Source organism: Dokdonia sp. LLG6352-1 (assembly GCF_045055815.1).
Classification (GTDB): Bacteria; Bacteroidota; Bacteroidia; order Flavobacteriales; family Flavobacteriaceae; genus Dokdonia; species Dokdonia donghaensis.
Map to the genome: position 1 here is coordinate 1304591 of NZ_CP159329.1, position 17639 is coordinate 1322229.

A 17639-nucleotide genomic window follows, 5' to 3' on the forward strand; every position below is an offset into this window, starting at 1 on the left:
AGTTAACCTTAAGTTAATATTGTTACTTGTGAATTTGAAGTAATTTTGCACTGCTAATTATTTAATAAATATCATGAAGAAAATTACATTTTTATCATTGATCGCTTTGTTTCTTGTGACAGCTTCGTCACTTGCGCAAGGGGTAACAACAAGTTCCATTGCTGGACGTGTGCTAGACAACACTGAAGGACCATTACCTGGGGCAAACATTGTAGCTACACACGTACCTACAGGTTCTGTTTATGGAGCAGTAACAGATTTTGACGGTTTTTACCGTTTACCAAACCTTAAATCAGGTGGTCCTTACAACCTTACAATTACGTATGTAGGTTTTGAAGATTATGCACTTAACGGTTTTAACTTAGGTCTCGGAGAGACTAAGAGAGTAAGTGTAACAATGCAAGAAAATGCAAATGCACTTGACGAGATTGTAATTACTGGATCTAATAACAGTGTGTTTAACACAAATAAAACTGGTACAGAAACTACAATTACAGAGCGTGACATCGCTACAATTCCTTCTGTATCTAGAGGTATAGCAGATTTTGCACGTGTTACTCCACAAGCTCAGATTACTGAGGGGAACGATGGTTTTTCTATCTCTCTAGGTGGTCAAAACAACCGTTACAACGCTATCTATATTGATGGTGCTGTAAACAATGACGTTTTTGGTCTTGCAGGTTCAGGTACTAACGGAGGTCAGACAGGTGTAAACCCGTTCTCTGTAGATGCTATTGAGTCTTTCCAAATTAACCTTGCTCCTTTTGATGTACGTCAGTCTGGATTCTCTGGAGGTTCTGTAAACGCAGTTACACGTTCTGGATCTAACAACTGGGAAGGAAGTGTATACGGTTTCTTAAGAAATGAGAGCCTTGCAGGTAAAACTCCTGTAGATTTAACAAATGAAGGTGACGATCGTGAGAAACTTGCAGAATTTTCTGCTAAGACTTATGGTATCCGTATAGGAGGTCCAATTATCGAAGATAAATTATTCTTCTTTGCAAACTACGAGCGTCAGGATGACGAGACACCTCAACCATTTACTTTTTCAAACTACCAAGGAAGATCTTCTGAGGCAGATCTTGCAAACCTTGCTAGCTTCTTACAGTCTGAGTACGGTTATAATCCTGGTATTTTTGATAACAATACTAGAACTTTAGAAAGTGACAAGATAAACTTACGTTTAGACTGGAACATTAACGAAAACCACAAAGTATCTATACGTCAAGGTATCGTTGAGGCGACTAACCTTGAAGCTCGTAACTCTGGAGAAAGAGGAATTGGTTTCATAAACGGATCTGAGTTTTTTGAAACAAAGACATATTCTACTGCATTTGAGTTAAACTCTACGTTTGGTTCTAAGTTTGCAAACAACCTTAAGATAGGATATACTTCAGTAAATGATGATAGAGATCCTTTTGGTAACCCATTCCCTACTGTAGATATTCAAGATGGAGGAGGTACAATCTCTTTTGGATCTGAGCCATTCTCTACTGCAAACTTACTAGAGCAGGATATCTTTACAATAAACAACAACTTCCAGATCTTTTCTGGTCGTCACGCTGTAACACTTGGTGCAAACCTTGAGATCGCATCTGCAAAGAACTTATTCTTTGCTTTTAACTACGGAGATTATACTTTCGAAGATCAATTTGATGATGATGGAAACTTAGTTTCTTCTGGACTTAACCAGTTCTTAACTGGTCAAGATGCAGACGTTTTTCAACACGGTTACTCTTTAGTAGGTAATGGTGCTGTAGGTGATGAGTCTGCTGGATCTGCAGATTTTGGAACTTCTCAATTAGGTTTCTATGTGCAAGATGAAGTACAAGTAACAGAAAACTTCAAAGTAACAGGAGGTATCCGTGTTGATATTCCTTACTGGGAAGATGGAACTGTAAATGATGACTTTAACACAAGAACAGTATCTCTTCTTACTGCTGCAGGTAAAGATTTACAAGGAGCACGTGTAGGTCAAGGAGTTGATGCTTCTGCTCACATCGCACCACGTTTAGGATTTAACTGGGATGTTTTTGGAAATAATACAACACAAGTACGTGGAGGATTAGGAGTATTTACTTCAAGACTTCCTTTAGTATGGCCAGGTGGTACTTATAACAACAATGGTGTAACTGGTGGATTTAGCTTTATCTTCGGAGAGCCTTTCCAAGCAGATGTAAACCAGCAAACACAAGTTGTTGCTGCAGGTTCTGGAGGAGTAGGTGGAAACATCGATCTTTTTGCTAAGAACTTTAAACTTCCACAAGTAGGTAAATACAACATCGCTATCGATCAAAAATTACCTATATGGGGATTAATCGCATCTGCAGACTTCTTATATAATGATGTACTTACAGATGTTTACTATGAGAACCTTAACTTAGGTGATCCAGTAGGAAACTATGATGGAGCAGATAACCGTCCATTCTACAACCGTAGTGATGAGATAGATGATACTTATGGTAGAATTATCCTTGCTTCTAACACAAACGAAGGATCTTCTTACAACGCTACGTTTACACTTAGAAAGCCTATCCAGAACGGTTTCCAAGGACAAGTATCTTACTCTTATGGAGAGTCTGAAAAAATCTTTGATGGTACATCTTCTCAAAACAGCTCACAGTGGAGAGGAATTCAAACTGTAAATGGTAAGAACTCTGATATTCCAGTTTCTCGTTCTGACTTCTCTTTAGGTAGTCGTATCTCTGCAAACGCATCTTACGAGATTGAGTACGGTGGAGACTTTGGAGGTAAAACTACAATTGGTCTTTTCTATGAAGGGTCACAATCTTCACCATATAGCTTTACATACAGAGAAGGTCGTGATTTATTAAATGATGATTCACGTGATAACGCACTTATTTATGTTCCAGCAAACCAGTCAGAAATTACTTTCTCTGGTGACGCAGCAGAGCAAGCTAGACAGTGGATGTTACTTGACCAGTTTATCGAGTCTGACGATTACTTAAGTACTCGTAGAGGACAGTATGCTGAGCGTAACGGTTCAAGAGGACCTTGGAACCACATCGTTGATCTTAAGTTCTTACAAGATATATATGTAAAAACTGGAGACAAGAAAAACACATTCCAGATCTCTTTAGATATCTTCAACTTTACAAACCTTATCAACAAAGATTGGGGAGTACGTAAATTTGTAGGATCTAACGTATCACCATTACAAACAGTTTCAACATCTGACGAGCAACCAGTATTTAGCTTTGTAGAGAGCTTACTTGAGTTTGATGATGCAGGAAACGTAATAGGTAAAAACGTAGATCGTATTGATGATTCAGGATTACAATCATCAAGATGGCAAATGCAAGTAGGTCTTCGTTATATCTTTAACTAAGAGCTATTATAAATTGTTTGCTTAGGCAATTTAAAAAGCCGCTACTGGAAACAGTAGCGGCTTTTATATTTATGAATTATCTTTGACACTCAACCATAATAAATATACATCATATGTACTCAGTTGTTCAGTTTGTCCACTCTTATTGGGCGTATTTAGTTCTTATCGTTCTTGTTATTGCAACAGTAAATGCCCTTTCTAAATTCTTTGGTAAAAAGGAGTATGGCGGTAAGGATATGAGTCTAGCACTGTTTACACTTATAACTATGCACATACAGTTACTTATAGGGCTTGTGTTATGGTTTGTGTCTCCTAATGGCTTACAAGCCATAAAAGCAAACGGAATGGGCGGTTTATCTAGTCAGGCTAGACAGCTAGCCGTAGAGCATCCTTTCCTTATGATTATTGCTGTAGTACTTGTTACTGTGGGGTATTCAAAACATAAAAAACAGCGCCTTTCTACGCCTAAGTTCAAGAAGATAGCAATATTTTATACACTTGCTTTAATTGCAGTACTTGCTATTATACCTTGGTCGCAGTGGTTTTAATATAGCCCTTTAGACTATACCTTTTATGGGTAGTGTTACGCTTTCGCGAAAGCGTGATTAAAACAAAAAATGTCCGCAATCTAATAATTAGATTGCGGACATTTTATTAACTATTATAAGTTGTTTTATTGGTCTTCTTTAATAAGGTATACATACACTGGGAAATGGTCACTGTATCCTCCTGTGTAGCCTCCATTTGCAAAGCTTCTGTAAGGGTATCCTTTATAACGCCCTTTAGGGTTGCTTAAGTAGTTCTTATTGTAAATACCTGCTTTATAATAGCGGTATGTGCTAAAATCTTTATCAAGCAAAGGTGCACTTATAATAATCTGGTCAAAAAGATTCCATCCATCACGATAGGCGAGTGTACCAATCCCTTTTTTAAACATAGGCTCCATAGGGTTGTAAAGCATATCATCTTTGACTTTTTCTTTCTTTCCAGACGCTTTCATTGTTTTCTTTACACTAGGGCTTGTAGGGTCGTCGTTGAGATCTCCCATTGTAATAATCTTTGCATAAGGATCATTGCTCTGCAGGCTATCTATAATTTTCATATTAAGTGCAGCAGCGGCGATACGTTTTTTACGACTTCGTGCTTCTCCACCTGAGCGAGATGGCCAGTGATTTACAATCACGTGTATCATATCACCATCCAGCAGCCCAGAAACCAAGAGCTGGTCACGCGTGTACACCCTTTTACTTGTGTCAACGTTATCATAAATAAGGAGCTCGTGCTTGCTAATGTTAGTCGGTTTAAAAAGCGCTTTTTGATACATAAGTGCTACATCAATCCCTCGTCTATCTGGCGAGTCAAAATGCGCAATGCCGTAATCCTTAGCAAGTAGTTTTGGATCATTTGCTAGTGCTTCTACTGTTTTTCTATTTTCAATTTCTGCAAGGCCTATGAGTGCTGGAGCATTATTTGTTACATCTGCTCCTATTTCTGAAATGACGCGCGCCATCTTGCTTACTTTATCTTGATAGATTTCTTCGGTCCAGTGGTCTTTACCATCTGGTGTGCGATCATCATCATAGGTGATGGGGTCGTTTTCTGTATCAAAGAGGTTTTCTACATTGTAAAAAGCAATGGTATGTGCACGATAGGTTTTGTCTTGTTGCGCTTTCGCGAAAGCGGTGACGGTCAATAAACCAAATAAGGCGAGTACTTTTAGTTTCATAAATTAGTCGTGTGTTATCTTTTTGTAAACTCTTTTGCAGAGAGCGTGCCAAAGGTACTGAAACGTTCTATTTTGCCTACTTTTGGCCGATAATCGTAACGGTTTCTTAATAAACCCACCAAATATTAATCATTTATGAAGCAATTTACTTTATCACTTTTATGTGTGTTTCTAGCAGCCACAGCGTGGTCGCAAACACAAATAAAAGGAACGGTGATGGATGCCATCACCTCTGAGCCGCTTCCAGACGTTACTTTACGTCTCGAAAAGAGCGCTGCAGAAACAATGACAAATGCTATGGGAGTATTTGTACTTAACAACTTGGCCCAGGAAGGAGATCAGATTCTTTTAGTTTTAAAAAATGGTTTTATCACCAAGAGGCTTCCTATTATTCTTACGACTGGGCAAACGCTCAATCTTGATGTGATTACACTAGATGTAGACATCTCTGCAGAGCAGCAGCAAATAGGGTTAATCTCACTTTCTGATAATGATCTTAACAGTGGTGATGATGATCTAGGTAACTTTAATGTATCAGGACTTCTATCTGCCGGTCGCGATGCTTTTTTAAGCGCAGCCGCTTTTGACTGGAGTGCAACTTTTTTTAGACCTAGAGGTCTCGATAATGCAAATGGCAAAGTGCTCATTAACGGGATTGAGATGAATAAACAGTTTAACGGTAGACCACAATGGGGTAACTGGGGAGGACTAAATGACGCACAGCGCAATCGCGAATTTTCTCAAGGGCTTACTCCTAGTGAATATAGCTTTGGAGGTCTCGCAGGGGTTACAAATATCGTAATGCGAGCTTCACAAGAACGAGAAGGAGGTAGAATATCTTATGCTGCTGCAAATGCCTCATATCAAGGTAGAGTGATGGCAAGTTATAATTCTGGTCTTAACGCAAACGGGTGGGCATATAGTGTGCTACTAGCAAGACGTTTTGGAGAAGAAGGTTTTCAAGATGGAACATTATATGATGCAAACTCTATGTATCTCTCTGTTGAGAAAAAAATAAATGATGCTCATAGTTTAAACTTTACGGGATTCTATACGCCTAACAGACGTGGTAGAGCGACAGCTATTACAGAAGAGCAGTTTGACCTAAAAGGAAGAACGTATAATCCTTTTTGGGGTTATCAAGATGGTGAGAAGCGTAATACAAGAGAGCGAGAGATAGAAGAGCCTGTTTTAATGCTTAACCATTACTGGACATTAAGCGATAAAACAACAATCAACTCAAACCTGGGCTACCAGTTTGGTTCTATAAAAAGTGGTAGAGTAGATAATGGTAGCTTGAGAAATCCAGCGCCAAACTATTATCAACTTTTGCCTAGTTATGCTTTACAAGATCCTAATCCTACGGCTTATGATTTTCAGAATGCATACCTACTAGAACAAGATTTTATAAATGATGGTCAATTTGATTGGAACTCTTTATATCAAGCAAATGCTAATGGAGGCAATTCTAATATCATACTTCAAGACGATGTGATAGATGATAGCCAGCTTAGTGCAAATGTGATTATTAACTCTCAAGTAACAGACGCTATCACTATAGATGGTAATGTGAGTTATAGAGGGTTAAAGAGCGAAAATTATGCACAAGTAAGCGACCTACTAGGGGGAGATGGTTTTCTAGATATAGATAACTTTTCTGTAAGTGAGAGTCAAGATGGGCAAGATGGAGATCTTGCACAGAGTGATGTACGTAACCCTAATAGAGTAGTAGTAGAGGGTGATCGCTATAAGTATAATTATGATATGGATGCGACCGTAGTTTCTGGCTTTGCACAAGCACAGTTTACTTATAATAAAGTAGATTTTTATGTGTCTGGTACAGCAAGTAATACTTCATACCAGCGCACTGGACTCTATGAGAACGGAAACTTTACAGGTAGTCGCTCTTTTGGACCTAGTGAGAAACTTTCGTTTACAAACGGAGGAATTAAAGCGGGCGCAACCTATAAATTATCTGGGCGTCACCTTATAGATGTAAATGCAGGATATTATTCTGTAGCTCCAGGTATACGAAATAGTTTTAGTAATGCGCGTCAAAACAATGACGTAGTGATAGGCTTAGAGTCAGAGCAAATACAGAGTGTAGATGCAAGTTATATTTTTAGATCACCTATAGTAAAGGGACGTCTTACTGGGTTTTATACTGGTTTTCAAAAAGGAACAGACATAGGTTTCTTCTTTACACAAAATAGTATAGCTGGTACAGAAGCTTCTTTTGTTCAAGAGGTACTCACTAATGTAGAACGTAGAAATATAGGAGCAGAACTAGGTATAGAAGCGCAGGTATTACCTACTCTTAAACTTAAGGCTGCGGCATCTGTAGGGCAATATACGTATGCAAATAATCCTAATATATACTATACATCAGACGATTTTGAGGGGCCTCAAACCTTTGGTGATGGGACAACTGCTATTAAAGATTTGCACGTTGCAGGAGGACCAGAAAGAGCCTATCAACTAGGTTTTGAGTATAGAGACCCAGAATTCTGGAACTTTGGACTTACAGTAAACTACTTCTCAAATTCATACTTAGACTTTAGTAACCTAGCTAGAACAGCAAACTTTAATCAAGACATAGATGGGCAGCCATTTAATGATTATGATACAGATGTAGCGAGAGACTTACTAAGACAGACAGAAATAGATGATTACTTTTTGGTCAATATTATAGGAGGTAAATCTTGGAGGGTAGGAGACTACTTTGTAGGCTTTTTTGCAACTGTAAATAATGTACTAGATGAGACCTACATTACAGGAGGTTTTGAAGATAGTAGACGTGCAAATTATAGGTCAAGCCTAGAAGAGGCACAAAGAGACACCCCAGTTTTTGGTGATCGTCTCTTCTTCGGTAGAGGAACAACATACTATGTAAACGCATACGTGCGCTTTTAATAAAACAATTAAGAAATATATTTAATATGAAAACAATAAAATTAACCCACGTATTTGCAGCCATTATTGCGTTGCTTACTATAACTAGTTGTGTGCAAGATGATGATTTTAGCACACCAGATCTTACCGCAACAGATCCTGTTCTTGATGGTGAAGTAATCTCTGTTTCTGCACTTAGAAACTTATTTCTTCAAGAAGGAGAAACGGTAGACCTTACAGAGTCTACACAGTATGTAGAAGGATTTGTGATAAGTAGTGATGAGTCTGGTAACTGGTTTGAAGAAATCATTATACAAGACAACGCTACAGCGCCTACTGCAGGAGTACGTATCTTAATAGACGAGAGCCCTCTATTTACATATTATGAGATAGGGCGTAAGATATTTGTAAAATTAGGAGGTCTTCACTTAGGTGAAAGTAACGGTGTGTTAACCCTGGGAGTTACAAACAACCTTGAGAAGATACCAGCTCCACTACAATTTGATTACATACAGCGATCTGCAACGGTAGAGACTATTGTTCCTGTAGAGACAACCATCTCAAACCTAAGTGAAGATTTAGAAAACATATTTATAAAACTTACAGATGTTCAATTTGCAAAAGAAGAAGTAATTGATGAAAGCCTTACTTATGCGGGTGAGCCACTAGATGAGTTTGATGGAGAGCGCACTATCTTTAGTTGTGCGACAGAGCAAACACTTATTTTAAGCACAAGTACCTTTGCAAATTTCAAGTCTATAGCGCTTCCTACGGGACGCGGAAGTATTTCTGGAGTACTTACTCGTAATTTCTTTGGAGAAGACTTTAATCTTGCTATAAACGACAGAAATGACGTAGTTTTTGATCAAGCAGAGCGTTGTGATCCGGTTGAGATAGATTGTGGTGTGGCAGATGCGGCAGGAAGTACAATTCTATTTGAAGATTTCTTTGAGACACAAGCTACAAATAGCCCAATATCAGGAAATGGATGGACTAACTACCAGCAAGAAGGGTCAGAAACTTGGGAGGCATACTCTAGTGGAGGTCAAAACGCCTCTTTAGGTATTTCTGCAAGAGTAGGATCTTTCCAGTCTGGAGATGATGCTACTATCGCTTGGTTAATCACACCTATGCTAGACCTTCAAGCTAATACTGGTGAGACACTTCAGTTTATGACTTCAAACAGTTTTTCAGACGGTAGTACGCTTGACCTTCTTTTTTCTAGTGATTGGGATGGTACTGAGGCTACTATTGCAACAGCCACTTGGGATGTTTTACCTGCAGGAGTGATTGTAGATGATGGAGATTTCTTTGGAGACTGGATAGACTCTGGTATTGTAGATCTTTCTTGTATTGAGTCTAACGGTTATGTTGCTTTTAGATACAGCGGGTCTGGTGATGCAGATTTTGATGGTACTTTTGAGCTTGACGAGATACAGATTAATGCAAACTAAGTAACGTAGTTATATATACGCTTTCGCGAAAGCGGAATAATACATTTTAAAAACCCACTGTTAGTATTACTAGCAGTGGGTTTTTTATTAAAGCATCAAGATAATCTAATTAGACTTCTGAAATAAATGTGCTTCTCGATAGTTGGCAACACAAGAGGCCAAAAAAATTGGCTGTATATAACTGTACGATTTCCTTGAGGGCCATAGGCTAGTTTGTAATGTCAGGTTACCACTAGTGCTTTATACTAATTTGATATTACGGTATAAAAAAACCGCAACAATTACGCATTGCGGCTTCCTGGATGGTTGGTTAGTTAATAATTATCCAGTTTATCTAGTGACTATCTTAAAGACAGAGCGTCTGTTAAGTTGATGTTCATCTTCTGTACAGTTTGTACCGCAAGCTATAGCAGGTTCAGACTCTCCTTTTCCTATACTTGAGATGCGGCTAGCATTTATACCTTTGCTTACTACATAATCTCGCATAGAGTCTGCACGACGTTGCGATAGGTTCTTGTTATAAGATTCAGACCCACGTATATCTGTGTGCGACTCTGCACTTATTACCATAGTAGGGTATTGCTTCATAACGTTCACAAGTCTATCTAGCTCTGCTGCCGCAGATGGACGTATGTTAGACTTATCAAAATCAAAGTAAATAGGATTTAAAACAACCTCTGTTTCTGTAACAACTACTTGATCTATAATAGGTTCTAGCGTTATAGTCTGGTTTATACCAGATTTACCTACTGTAATGTTTTGAGTTGCTTCTTTATAGCCATCTGCACTCGCAGTTATTGTGTATGTGCGATTACATTTAGACTGGTAGAGATATTTACCCGTTGTTGTGGCAGTGTCGGACTCACTTGTGTTATCTGTAGTATTATTTACAATCACAAGAGCTTTATCTATACCCTCCCCAGCTGGATTTACTACCGTGAGAGCAACATCTACATCACAAGGAGGCAGTTGTCCTAATATATAAATGTCATCTCCTCCTTTACCACCGGCACGGTTTGAAGAGATAAAACCTGCATCTGTATCTTGGTTTATATATATTGAAAAGTCGTCTGCAGGGCTATTTATCCCTGGACCTGCATTTTGAGGAATAGCATACGTGTTTGCCCCCTTACTCTCTGACATAAATACGTCAAGGCCTCCCATACCCATATGACCATCACTTGAGAAATATAAAGTGCCATCTTGAGCTATAAAAGGGAATACTTCTGTACCCTCTGTATTGATTTGATTTTTAAGTGCCGTAGGTGTGCCAAATGTTCCATCCTTATTTACAGCAACCATATATAAATCTGACCCTCCTTTTCCTCCAGGTCTATCACTAGAAAAATAGAGCGTGTTACCATCAGGACTAATTGCGGGATGACCGGTTGAGAACTCATCACTATTAAATGGAGCAGATTGTACATTTACCCATTCTCCTCCTACCTTTTCTGCAGTATAAAGATTAATTTGGTTTACGCCAGCCTCGTCCTTATCTAGATCTCCTTTATAATAGTCATTGCGGTCAAAATACATACGTTTTCCATCTGGAGAGATCGCTACTTTGGCCTCGTGATACTTTGTATTTACGTCACCTGTTAGTAAAGAGGCTGTTCCTAATTTTGATCCGTCTAGTGTCGCTGTATATATATCTAAAAAGGGTTCGTCATTTAGATTATGTTTTTTGCGATTTGTATTTCTAGCACTAGCAAAGTAAAGTGTGTTGTTACTTACCGCACTCCCATAGTCTGCATAACTTGTATTTAAAGCTCCGGCATTTGTTACGGTATAAGCAGGCTCTTGACTTAAAAGCTGGCTTAGATAATTAGAATTCTTTAAAAAACTAGCAGATCTAGAATCATTGGGTTTTGCCTGAGTAAATTTTTGCATCCAAGTTTTATAGTCTGCTGCGTTACCCTCTGCCTTAAGAGCTTGTGCATATTTATACATAAGATCTGGTGTGAGCTTTGCGCTTTTTCCTTTAGTAGCTCTTTTGTAAAAAGAAACTGCTTTTTTTGTATCGCCTAGTATTGCATAGCTTTCGGCGAGTTGTGCATATACATACTTGTCTGCTTTTCCCTTTTCTATAAGTTTGGTGTATTCAGTTATAGCTTCGGTATAAGCAAGTCTCTCAAACAGACCATCTGCTTTTTTTGTGTCTTTGTTTTGTGCTACGGCTCCTGTTGCTGTAAAAATTAGGAGCAATATATATAAGTAAAACTTCTTCATATTAGTGTGCTATGGTTAGGTTTAGAAGTATCTAGGTGAGCGTAATGCTTTTTTATTACGCAGAATGTTGTAGGTTATAATAATCTCGTGTGAGGATGGGGCTATGTTATTTATCTCAGAAGTTACTGCATCATAAGCATACCCTATTCTAAACTCTGGTGTTGCTTGAAAACCTACTATTCCACTAAAAGAATCATCATATCTATAAGAAACGCCTAGTTCAAATTTTTCTAGAAAGAGGGCATTAACATTTGCATCAAAAGAAACTGGCGCATCAAACGCAGATTTTACCATTACTGAAGGCTTAAGTTTTACATTATCTGAAACTTGAAAAACATAACCCGAAGTTATAAAGTAGTGATTAGTCTCAGAGCCTATTTTTAGTTCATTAGTATCTAGATGAACAGAGTTAAGTAAATTAGGTACAGAGAGTCCTACATAAAACTTATCGCTGTATAAGAAAGCACCGGTCCCTACGTTGGGATACGTTTGATTAATGTTTTGCGAGAAAAATGCATCGCCGGGATCTTGAAGTTCGAGGTCTACAAGGCCTACCTCGTGAAAAGTTGCTCCAGCTTTAACACCTAAAGCAAGCTTAAAGTCGTCACTTACATCTATGGTGTATGAAAAATCTGCATAAGCGTTAGTCTCTCTTACTGGGCCTAGCTCATCTCTTATAAGTGATATTCCTAGCCCCACTTTTTCTGAAACAGGTGAGTGTGCAGTAAATGTAAAGGTCTCTGGAGACCCATCTAAGCTTGACCATTGGTTTCTATATAATAGGTTTATTGCAAGACCCTCTTTAAGGCCAGCATATGCTGGATTTACCACATTCATATTATACATATACTGTGTATACTGTGGGTCTTGTTGAGCAACAGACTCGTCTACGTAAAATAGACTTAAAATTAGCGTTAGTAATAGTAGTTTCTTCATTGTTGTCTCGTTGTTAATTCAACTATATCGTAGGTACAATTAGATTTTTGATTATTCTTGATTTAAGTAAATCCACCCCGTAGCTTGAGTTCCATATGTTGGGTCTTCTCGTTCAAGAGAGATTACATAAAAATAAGTTCCTGTAGGCAAGTCATCACCTGCATCAGTTTGTCCTCTCCACTCATTTGTATATGAGTCTTGTTCAAATACTAGAGTCCCTAGACGGTTATATATTTGTAGATTGGTTATTCCAGATCTGTCAGAAAGGAAGCGTAAGTCAAGTGTATCATTGAAGCCAGGTGATCCAGATGGAGAAAGACCTTCGGAAATAACACAATTTCCTACCTCATATAGAGTCACATCTACCTGTGCAGTGCCAGAGCAAACCCCTCTAGTTATTTCTACAGTAAAGGTTTGAGTACCCACAGTAGTAGATGGTAATATAACGTCATAGGTAGCACTTGTAGCGCCATCTATTACAGTTCCATTTACAAACCACTGGAAACTAACTCCAGCCGCATCTGTTGTGGCAGTCAGAGTTTGTAATTCATTAGGACAAGTTTGGAAGTTGTCCATAAGCTGTACATCAAGAATGCTACCTGTAATAAGTATGCTATCTGTAGCAACACAACCATTATCTGAAACAACAACTTCATAATTGCCAAGCTCTACAACCTCTATTGATGAGGAGGTATCTGGTAATTCTATACCGTCTTGAAACCATTGATAAGTTACTTGTGATGGATCTATATTAGAAGGGCTTGCATCTAAGAAAATAGCATCTTCAAAACAAGTGTCAAAATCGTTTCCTAATTCTATAACAGGTGTTGATCCAAACTCAATATTTACAATTTGACTTTCAGAACAACCATCTACAGTAACAATGACTTCATAAACACCAGTTTCTGTAACAGTAATAGAAGGTGTCGTTTCTCCAGTGCTCCACTCATAAGAAGGGTTTGCTGTATTGCTTCCAGAAAGCGTTGCAGTGAGCTCTATAGAACTTACGTCACAAACAGATTGGTCATCACCTAGGTCTATATCAAAATCTGGACATACAATACTACAGTTGGTATTTCCATCACCACCGGTTTGACCTACACTTATAAATCCGCTTGATCCATTAAAATTCGTAATGAGAAGTATGTAAACCTCACCAACTTGAGCGTCAGGAATTGTAAATGTCTCAACAGCGGCTGCAGAGAAGCTACAATCTACACTTGTACTTGGATTTAAGTTCTCACAGGCGTTATCTGGACTGTCAAATGGTCCCCAAGCTATAAAATCTACATCTAGTTCAGTGCCTGTAGGGTTGCCATCTGCGTCAAAAGCTGTGTTTTGAACAATTTCTAAGTCTATATCACCTTCTTGACCTATTTCAAGGTAAAACCAGTTAGGGTTAGGTTGAGAAAATAAACACTCATAATCAATGCCATCTTGAGCCGAAGATCCATCAGAAGTATTTTCAAAAATGAGGCCCTCTTGACTACATAGTGGTTCAATATCATCACAAGTGGCTGGTGGAGTACATTCTATAGACAATTCAAAACCACCAGTAGCGCCATTTTCTCCATACACATAGATTAAATATTCTGTACCTACAGTTGTAACAAACTCAACTTTAGATTGCTCTGTGCCACCAAAATCGTCATTACCCTCTACACATACGAGCTCTTCACAAGAGCCAGAATAAATCTGTAAGCCAGTATCAAATGTTGAGTCAAGTAAACTAAATTCAGTGCTATCACCCGTACCAGTAAATGTAAACCAGACTCCTGGAGAGTCTCCTGTACCTATATTTCCACAATCTTCTAATGGAACATCTGTTGCTGGCGCTCCAACTATAGTTCCAGTAGCGGTATCACCACAAAGTAGTTCTTCTGCATCAAGGCAACCTTGAGGAGCTTCAATACAGGTGACAGTAAGCCCATAATCACCTACACTTGTTCCAAAGCCAAATACATAAATTGTATATTCTACACCTTCTTCAGATAGAAAGTCCACTTCAGATTGTAGTCCGCAAGAATCATCGTTTCCATCTACACAAGTTAAAGCGTCACAGGTACCTGTGAATACTTGAAGTTTTGTATCATATGTAGAGTTACACATTGCTAGTTGTATAAGCTCTCCTGTTCCAGTAAATGTATAGTAGTTTCCTGGAGCTCCAGGACCTGTTCCACAAGTTCCAGGCTCACCAGTTGAGGTAGATCCTACAGTTGTTCCTGTTATAGTGTCTCCACATACTAGTGGTAGGGCATCAGGACATAAATCATTTATATTACAACTAGAGCCATCGTCGTTAGCTTGATTAATTGTTAATGTATCGGTCCCAACACACCCTTCAAAGGTTGCAAAAACTTCATACACTCCTGGGGAAGTCGCTTCTAGTGTGGCAGAGGTCTCTCCCGTTATAAGAGTCCCGTTTAAAAACCATTCATAAGTTGATCCGTCAGGGTCTACATTAGATGGAGATCCATCTAGAGTGACAGCATCTTCAAGACAACTATTGATGTCTTCCCCAAGGTCTACAATAGGCGCTACGTTAAAAGTAGCAATAGCATCATCTGTATAGGTACATCCAGCATCAAAAATAGCTTGTACTGTATATGTTCCTGATGCTGTTGCGCTTATAGATGGTCCTGTTTCCCCTGTTATAACAGTTCCATCTAGACTCCAAACAAATGTTGTTGTACTTGCGGGTAGGCCTGTGTCTAAAGTTTCGGTTTCTCCCATACAAGAAACTACATCATCAATATTTACTGCAGGTTCAGAAATAAACTCGACTGTTATATCGTCTCGTACTTCACAATCTGGCAAATCTGTAAGAGTTACTACTACGCTATATTCACCAGGCTCAGTAACAACTAGTGTTGATGCTGTTTCTCCAGTTATAACTACGTCGTTAAGCAACCAGGTATAAGTTTCTGCATCTGGATCTGTAGCATCTAGAGTAACAGGGTCTCCTTCACAAGATGCAAGGCCATTTTCAACGAGTAAATCTTCACCTAGATCTGTATTTGTAACGTTAAAACTACCAGCCTCAATAAATACTGCAATATCAAAAAGACTATCTGTTTGGTCTGCTACCACAAGTTTAATCGTATATGAATTTCCCGGTACTACTGTGGTAGATGCGGTAAGCTCGACAGTTTGACCATTAAAGTTTGTTGCAGCTGTGTTTTCATCATTAAAAGGGAGGAAGTTGTACTGACCAAAAAACTCTTCATTTACTGCAGCACAATTATTAGGTACTTCAGGTCTTATGTTTGTCACTTCTATTGGAGTGTTTGTGCCAGGTAGTACAGCAAGGTTTACAGAGGTTCCTGTGTCATTATCTGTAAGTATAAAAGCAAAGGCATCTGTAAATGTGCACTCAAAATTTTGATTGTACTCCTCTGATGCCATTAAGAAATCAAAGCTCAATTGCTCAGTAAAGGGAGTAAAATCAAACTGTATAAATGAAGCGTTATTTGTTGCCGTTGCACCAGTAAAATTTTCTAAGTCTGTATCTCCTGGCCAGGCTGCCCCACCGTTGCTTTGTGTAGTAAGGTTAGGGCCCGGTGCTGTAGATACGCTACCAGAACTTAGTACTACTCCCGCTTGAAAGGGGAAGTTACTGCCATTTGCATTAAAAGCACCCACGCCATTTACAGATGCAAAATCTGTACCTGTACTTTGTACAAAGTTCTCAGTTCCTGCACAAGAGGCGTTTATGAGAATGTCTTCTACGAGTTGTTGTGTTGTTAGTGATTCGTCTACAGTAATTTGTGAAAATAATGCCGAAGGGATAAGCCAAAGTAGGGAAAGTAAAAGTCTCTTCATTTGATTGGGTTTGTCGTGAGTTATAGCCTTATAGTTGAATAAAGAAATATTCTTAAATCACATATAACTGCACAATTACGATGCAAATTATGTAATGAATACGCTATAAAGCTAAATTATATACACTGCTAAAGTGTAACAAATAAAGCAATCTTCAAACAATTAACAAAAATATTGGATATAATACTTTATAAACCCGACAACCGACTTCTTTCCTACTTGGTAAATTCTAGTTTTTAACAATTGCCGTTAAAATTGTATAGACAGGGAAGTGGTCACTATAGCCACCCAGGTAGTTTTTGCCAGCATATGTTCTAAAGGGATTACCTTTAAACTTCCCATCGTACTCTGTGAGATAAAAATCATTATAAATGTCAGACTTCTCATAAAGAAGGTCATTGTTATAAATGCGCACAAAGTTGTTTGAAAAGATAATTTGATCAAAGATGAACCACTCATAATTATAATTAAGACTACCCTCATATCTCGTCCCGAGATAAAGCATCGGGTTGTAAAAGTCAGTTTTAACCAGGTGTTTTTTTATGCTCTCACTATGTGGTCCATCATTAAAGTCACCCATTATAATCACCCTTGCTTCTGGATTTTGTGCGACAAGATTGTCTATAAGCTCTCGATTTTTTTGAGCGGCTTTTATTCGTTTGTGAGAAGTTTCATTTGCTCCTTTACGTCGAGATGGCCAGTGGTTTACAAGTATGTGTACCTCTGTACCGAGTAAGTTACCTTGCACATATAAAATATCTCTGGTATAATCACGATCTCCATCTTCTGTCTCTAGATATAATGTGACGGCCTCACTCTTATGTACTGTAAAATCTTTCTTCTTGTATAGAAGTGCTACATCTATACCACGCTCATCTGGAGAGTCATAGTGCACAATGCTATACCTTTCGTCATCAAGCTTACTGGTTTTTATTAGTGCTTCTAGTACAGCCTTGTTTTCTACCTCTGCCACGCCTAGTAAGCTTGGTGATGTCGTAGTCTCTTTTTTTCCTATTTTAGAAATAACCTTAGCCAGTTTTTTAACTTTTTTGTCAAACTTATAAGAGTTCCACTCCTTAAAACCACCTGGTGTAAAGTCGTCATCTAGTGTTGCGGGGTCATTTTTTGTGTCAAAAAGGTTTTCAAGATTATAAAAACCTATAGCACATTTTATTTTTTTGGTTTGCGCTTTCGCGAAAGCGGATGTATCCTCCATATTAAACAGTATCTA

At 38.5% G+C, this 17639-nt stretch carries 9 protein-coding genes; 4 read left to right on the forward strand and 5 right to left on the reverse strand.

Annotation, left to right across the window (positions count from 1 at the left end; genetic code table 11):
- The first annotated feature begins 73 nt into the window (after positions 1-73).
- Both ABVM49_RS05985 and ABVM49_RS05990 read left to right on the forward strand, forming a co-directional pair.
- Positions 74-3349, forward strand: coding sequence for a carboxypeptidase regulatory-like domain-containing protein (locus ABVM49_RS05985; protein ID WP_405203452.1), 3276 nt, complete (start codon positions 74-76; stop codon positions 3347-3349).
- A 113-nt stretch (positions 3350-3462) separates the two neighbouring features.
- On the forward strand, positions 3463-3897 hold the full coding sequence (locus ABVM49_RS05990; RefSeq protein ID WP_035325832.1) for a hypothetical protein: 435 nt from the start codon (positions 3463-3465) through the stop codon (positions 3895-3897).
- 125 nt (positions 3898-4022) lie between these two features.
- On the opposite strand, the gene ABVM49_RS05995 is transcribed toward ABVM49_RS05990, so the two are convergent.
- Positions 4023-5075 (reverse strand): endonuclease/exonuclease/phosphatase family protein, encoded by a 1053-nt coding sequence (locus tag ABVM49_RS05995; RefSeq protein WP_405203453.1) that lies wholly within the window; start codon positions 5073-5075, stop codon positions 4023-4025.
- Positions 5076-5210: 135 nt separating this feature from the next.
- Between ABVM49_RS05995 and ABVM49_RS06000 the strand changes: the two genes are divergently transcribed.
- Both ABVM49_RS06000 and ABVM49_RS06005 read left to right on the forward strand, forming a co-directional pair.
- A complete protein-coding gene (locus ABVM49_RS06000) occupies positions 5211-7988 on the forward strand; it encodes a carboxypeptidase regulatory-like domain-containing protein (RefSeq protein ID WP_405203454.1) in 2778 nt (925 codons plus the stop codon).
- A gap of 26 nt (positions 7989-8014) precedes the next feature.
- Positions 8015-9421: a DUF5689 domain-containing protein gene (locus ABVM49_RS06005; protein WP_405203455.1), complete on the forward strand. Its 1407-nt coding sequence runs from the start codon at positions 8015-8017 to the stop codon at positions 9419-9421.
- Positions 9422-9751: 330 nt separating this feature from the next.
- Here ABVM49_RS06005 and ABVM49_RS06010 read toward each other — a convergent pair whose 3' ends face one another.
- The 4 genes from ABVM49_RS06010 to ABVM49_RS06025 form a co-directional block, all read right to left on the reverse strand.
- Entirely contained in the window at positions 9752-11650 is a 1899-nt protein-coding gene (locus ABVM49_RS06010; protein WP_405203456.1) for an OmpA family protein, read from the reverse strand.
- A 21-nt stretch (positions 11651-11671) separates the two neighbouring features.
- Complete coding sequence (locus ABVM49_RS06015; protein ID WP_405203457.1) at positions 11672-12586, reverse strand: type IX secretion system membrane protein PorP/SprF; 915 nt, start codon at positions 12584-12586, stop codon at positions 11672-11674.
- Positions 12587-12637: 51 nt separating this feature from the next.
- Entirely contained in the window at positions 12638-16408 is a 3771-nt protein-coding gene (locus tag ABVM49_RS06020) for a choice-of-anchor L domain-containing protein (RefSeq protein WP_405203458.1), read from the reverse strand.
- A 229-nt stretch (positions 16409-16637) separates the two neighbouring features.
- The gene (locus ABVM49_RS06025) at positions 16638-17624 is read right to left on the reverse strand and encodes an endonuclease (RefSeq protein ID WP_405203459.1); all 987 of its coding nucleotides are present in this window, start codon (positions 17622-17624) and stop codon (positions 16638-16640) included.
- Positions 17625-17639: the final 15 nt, after the last annotated feature.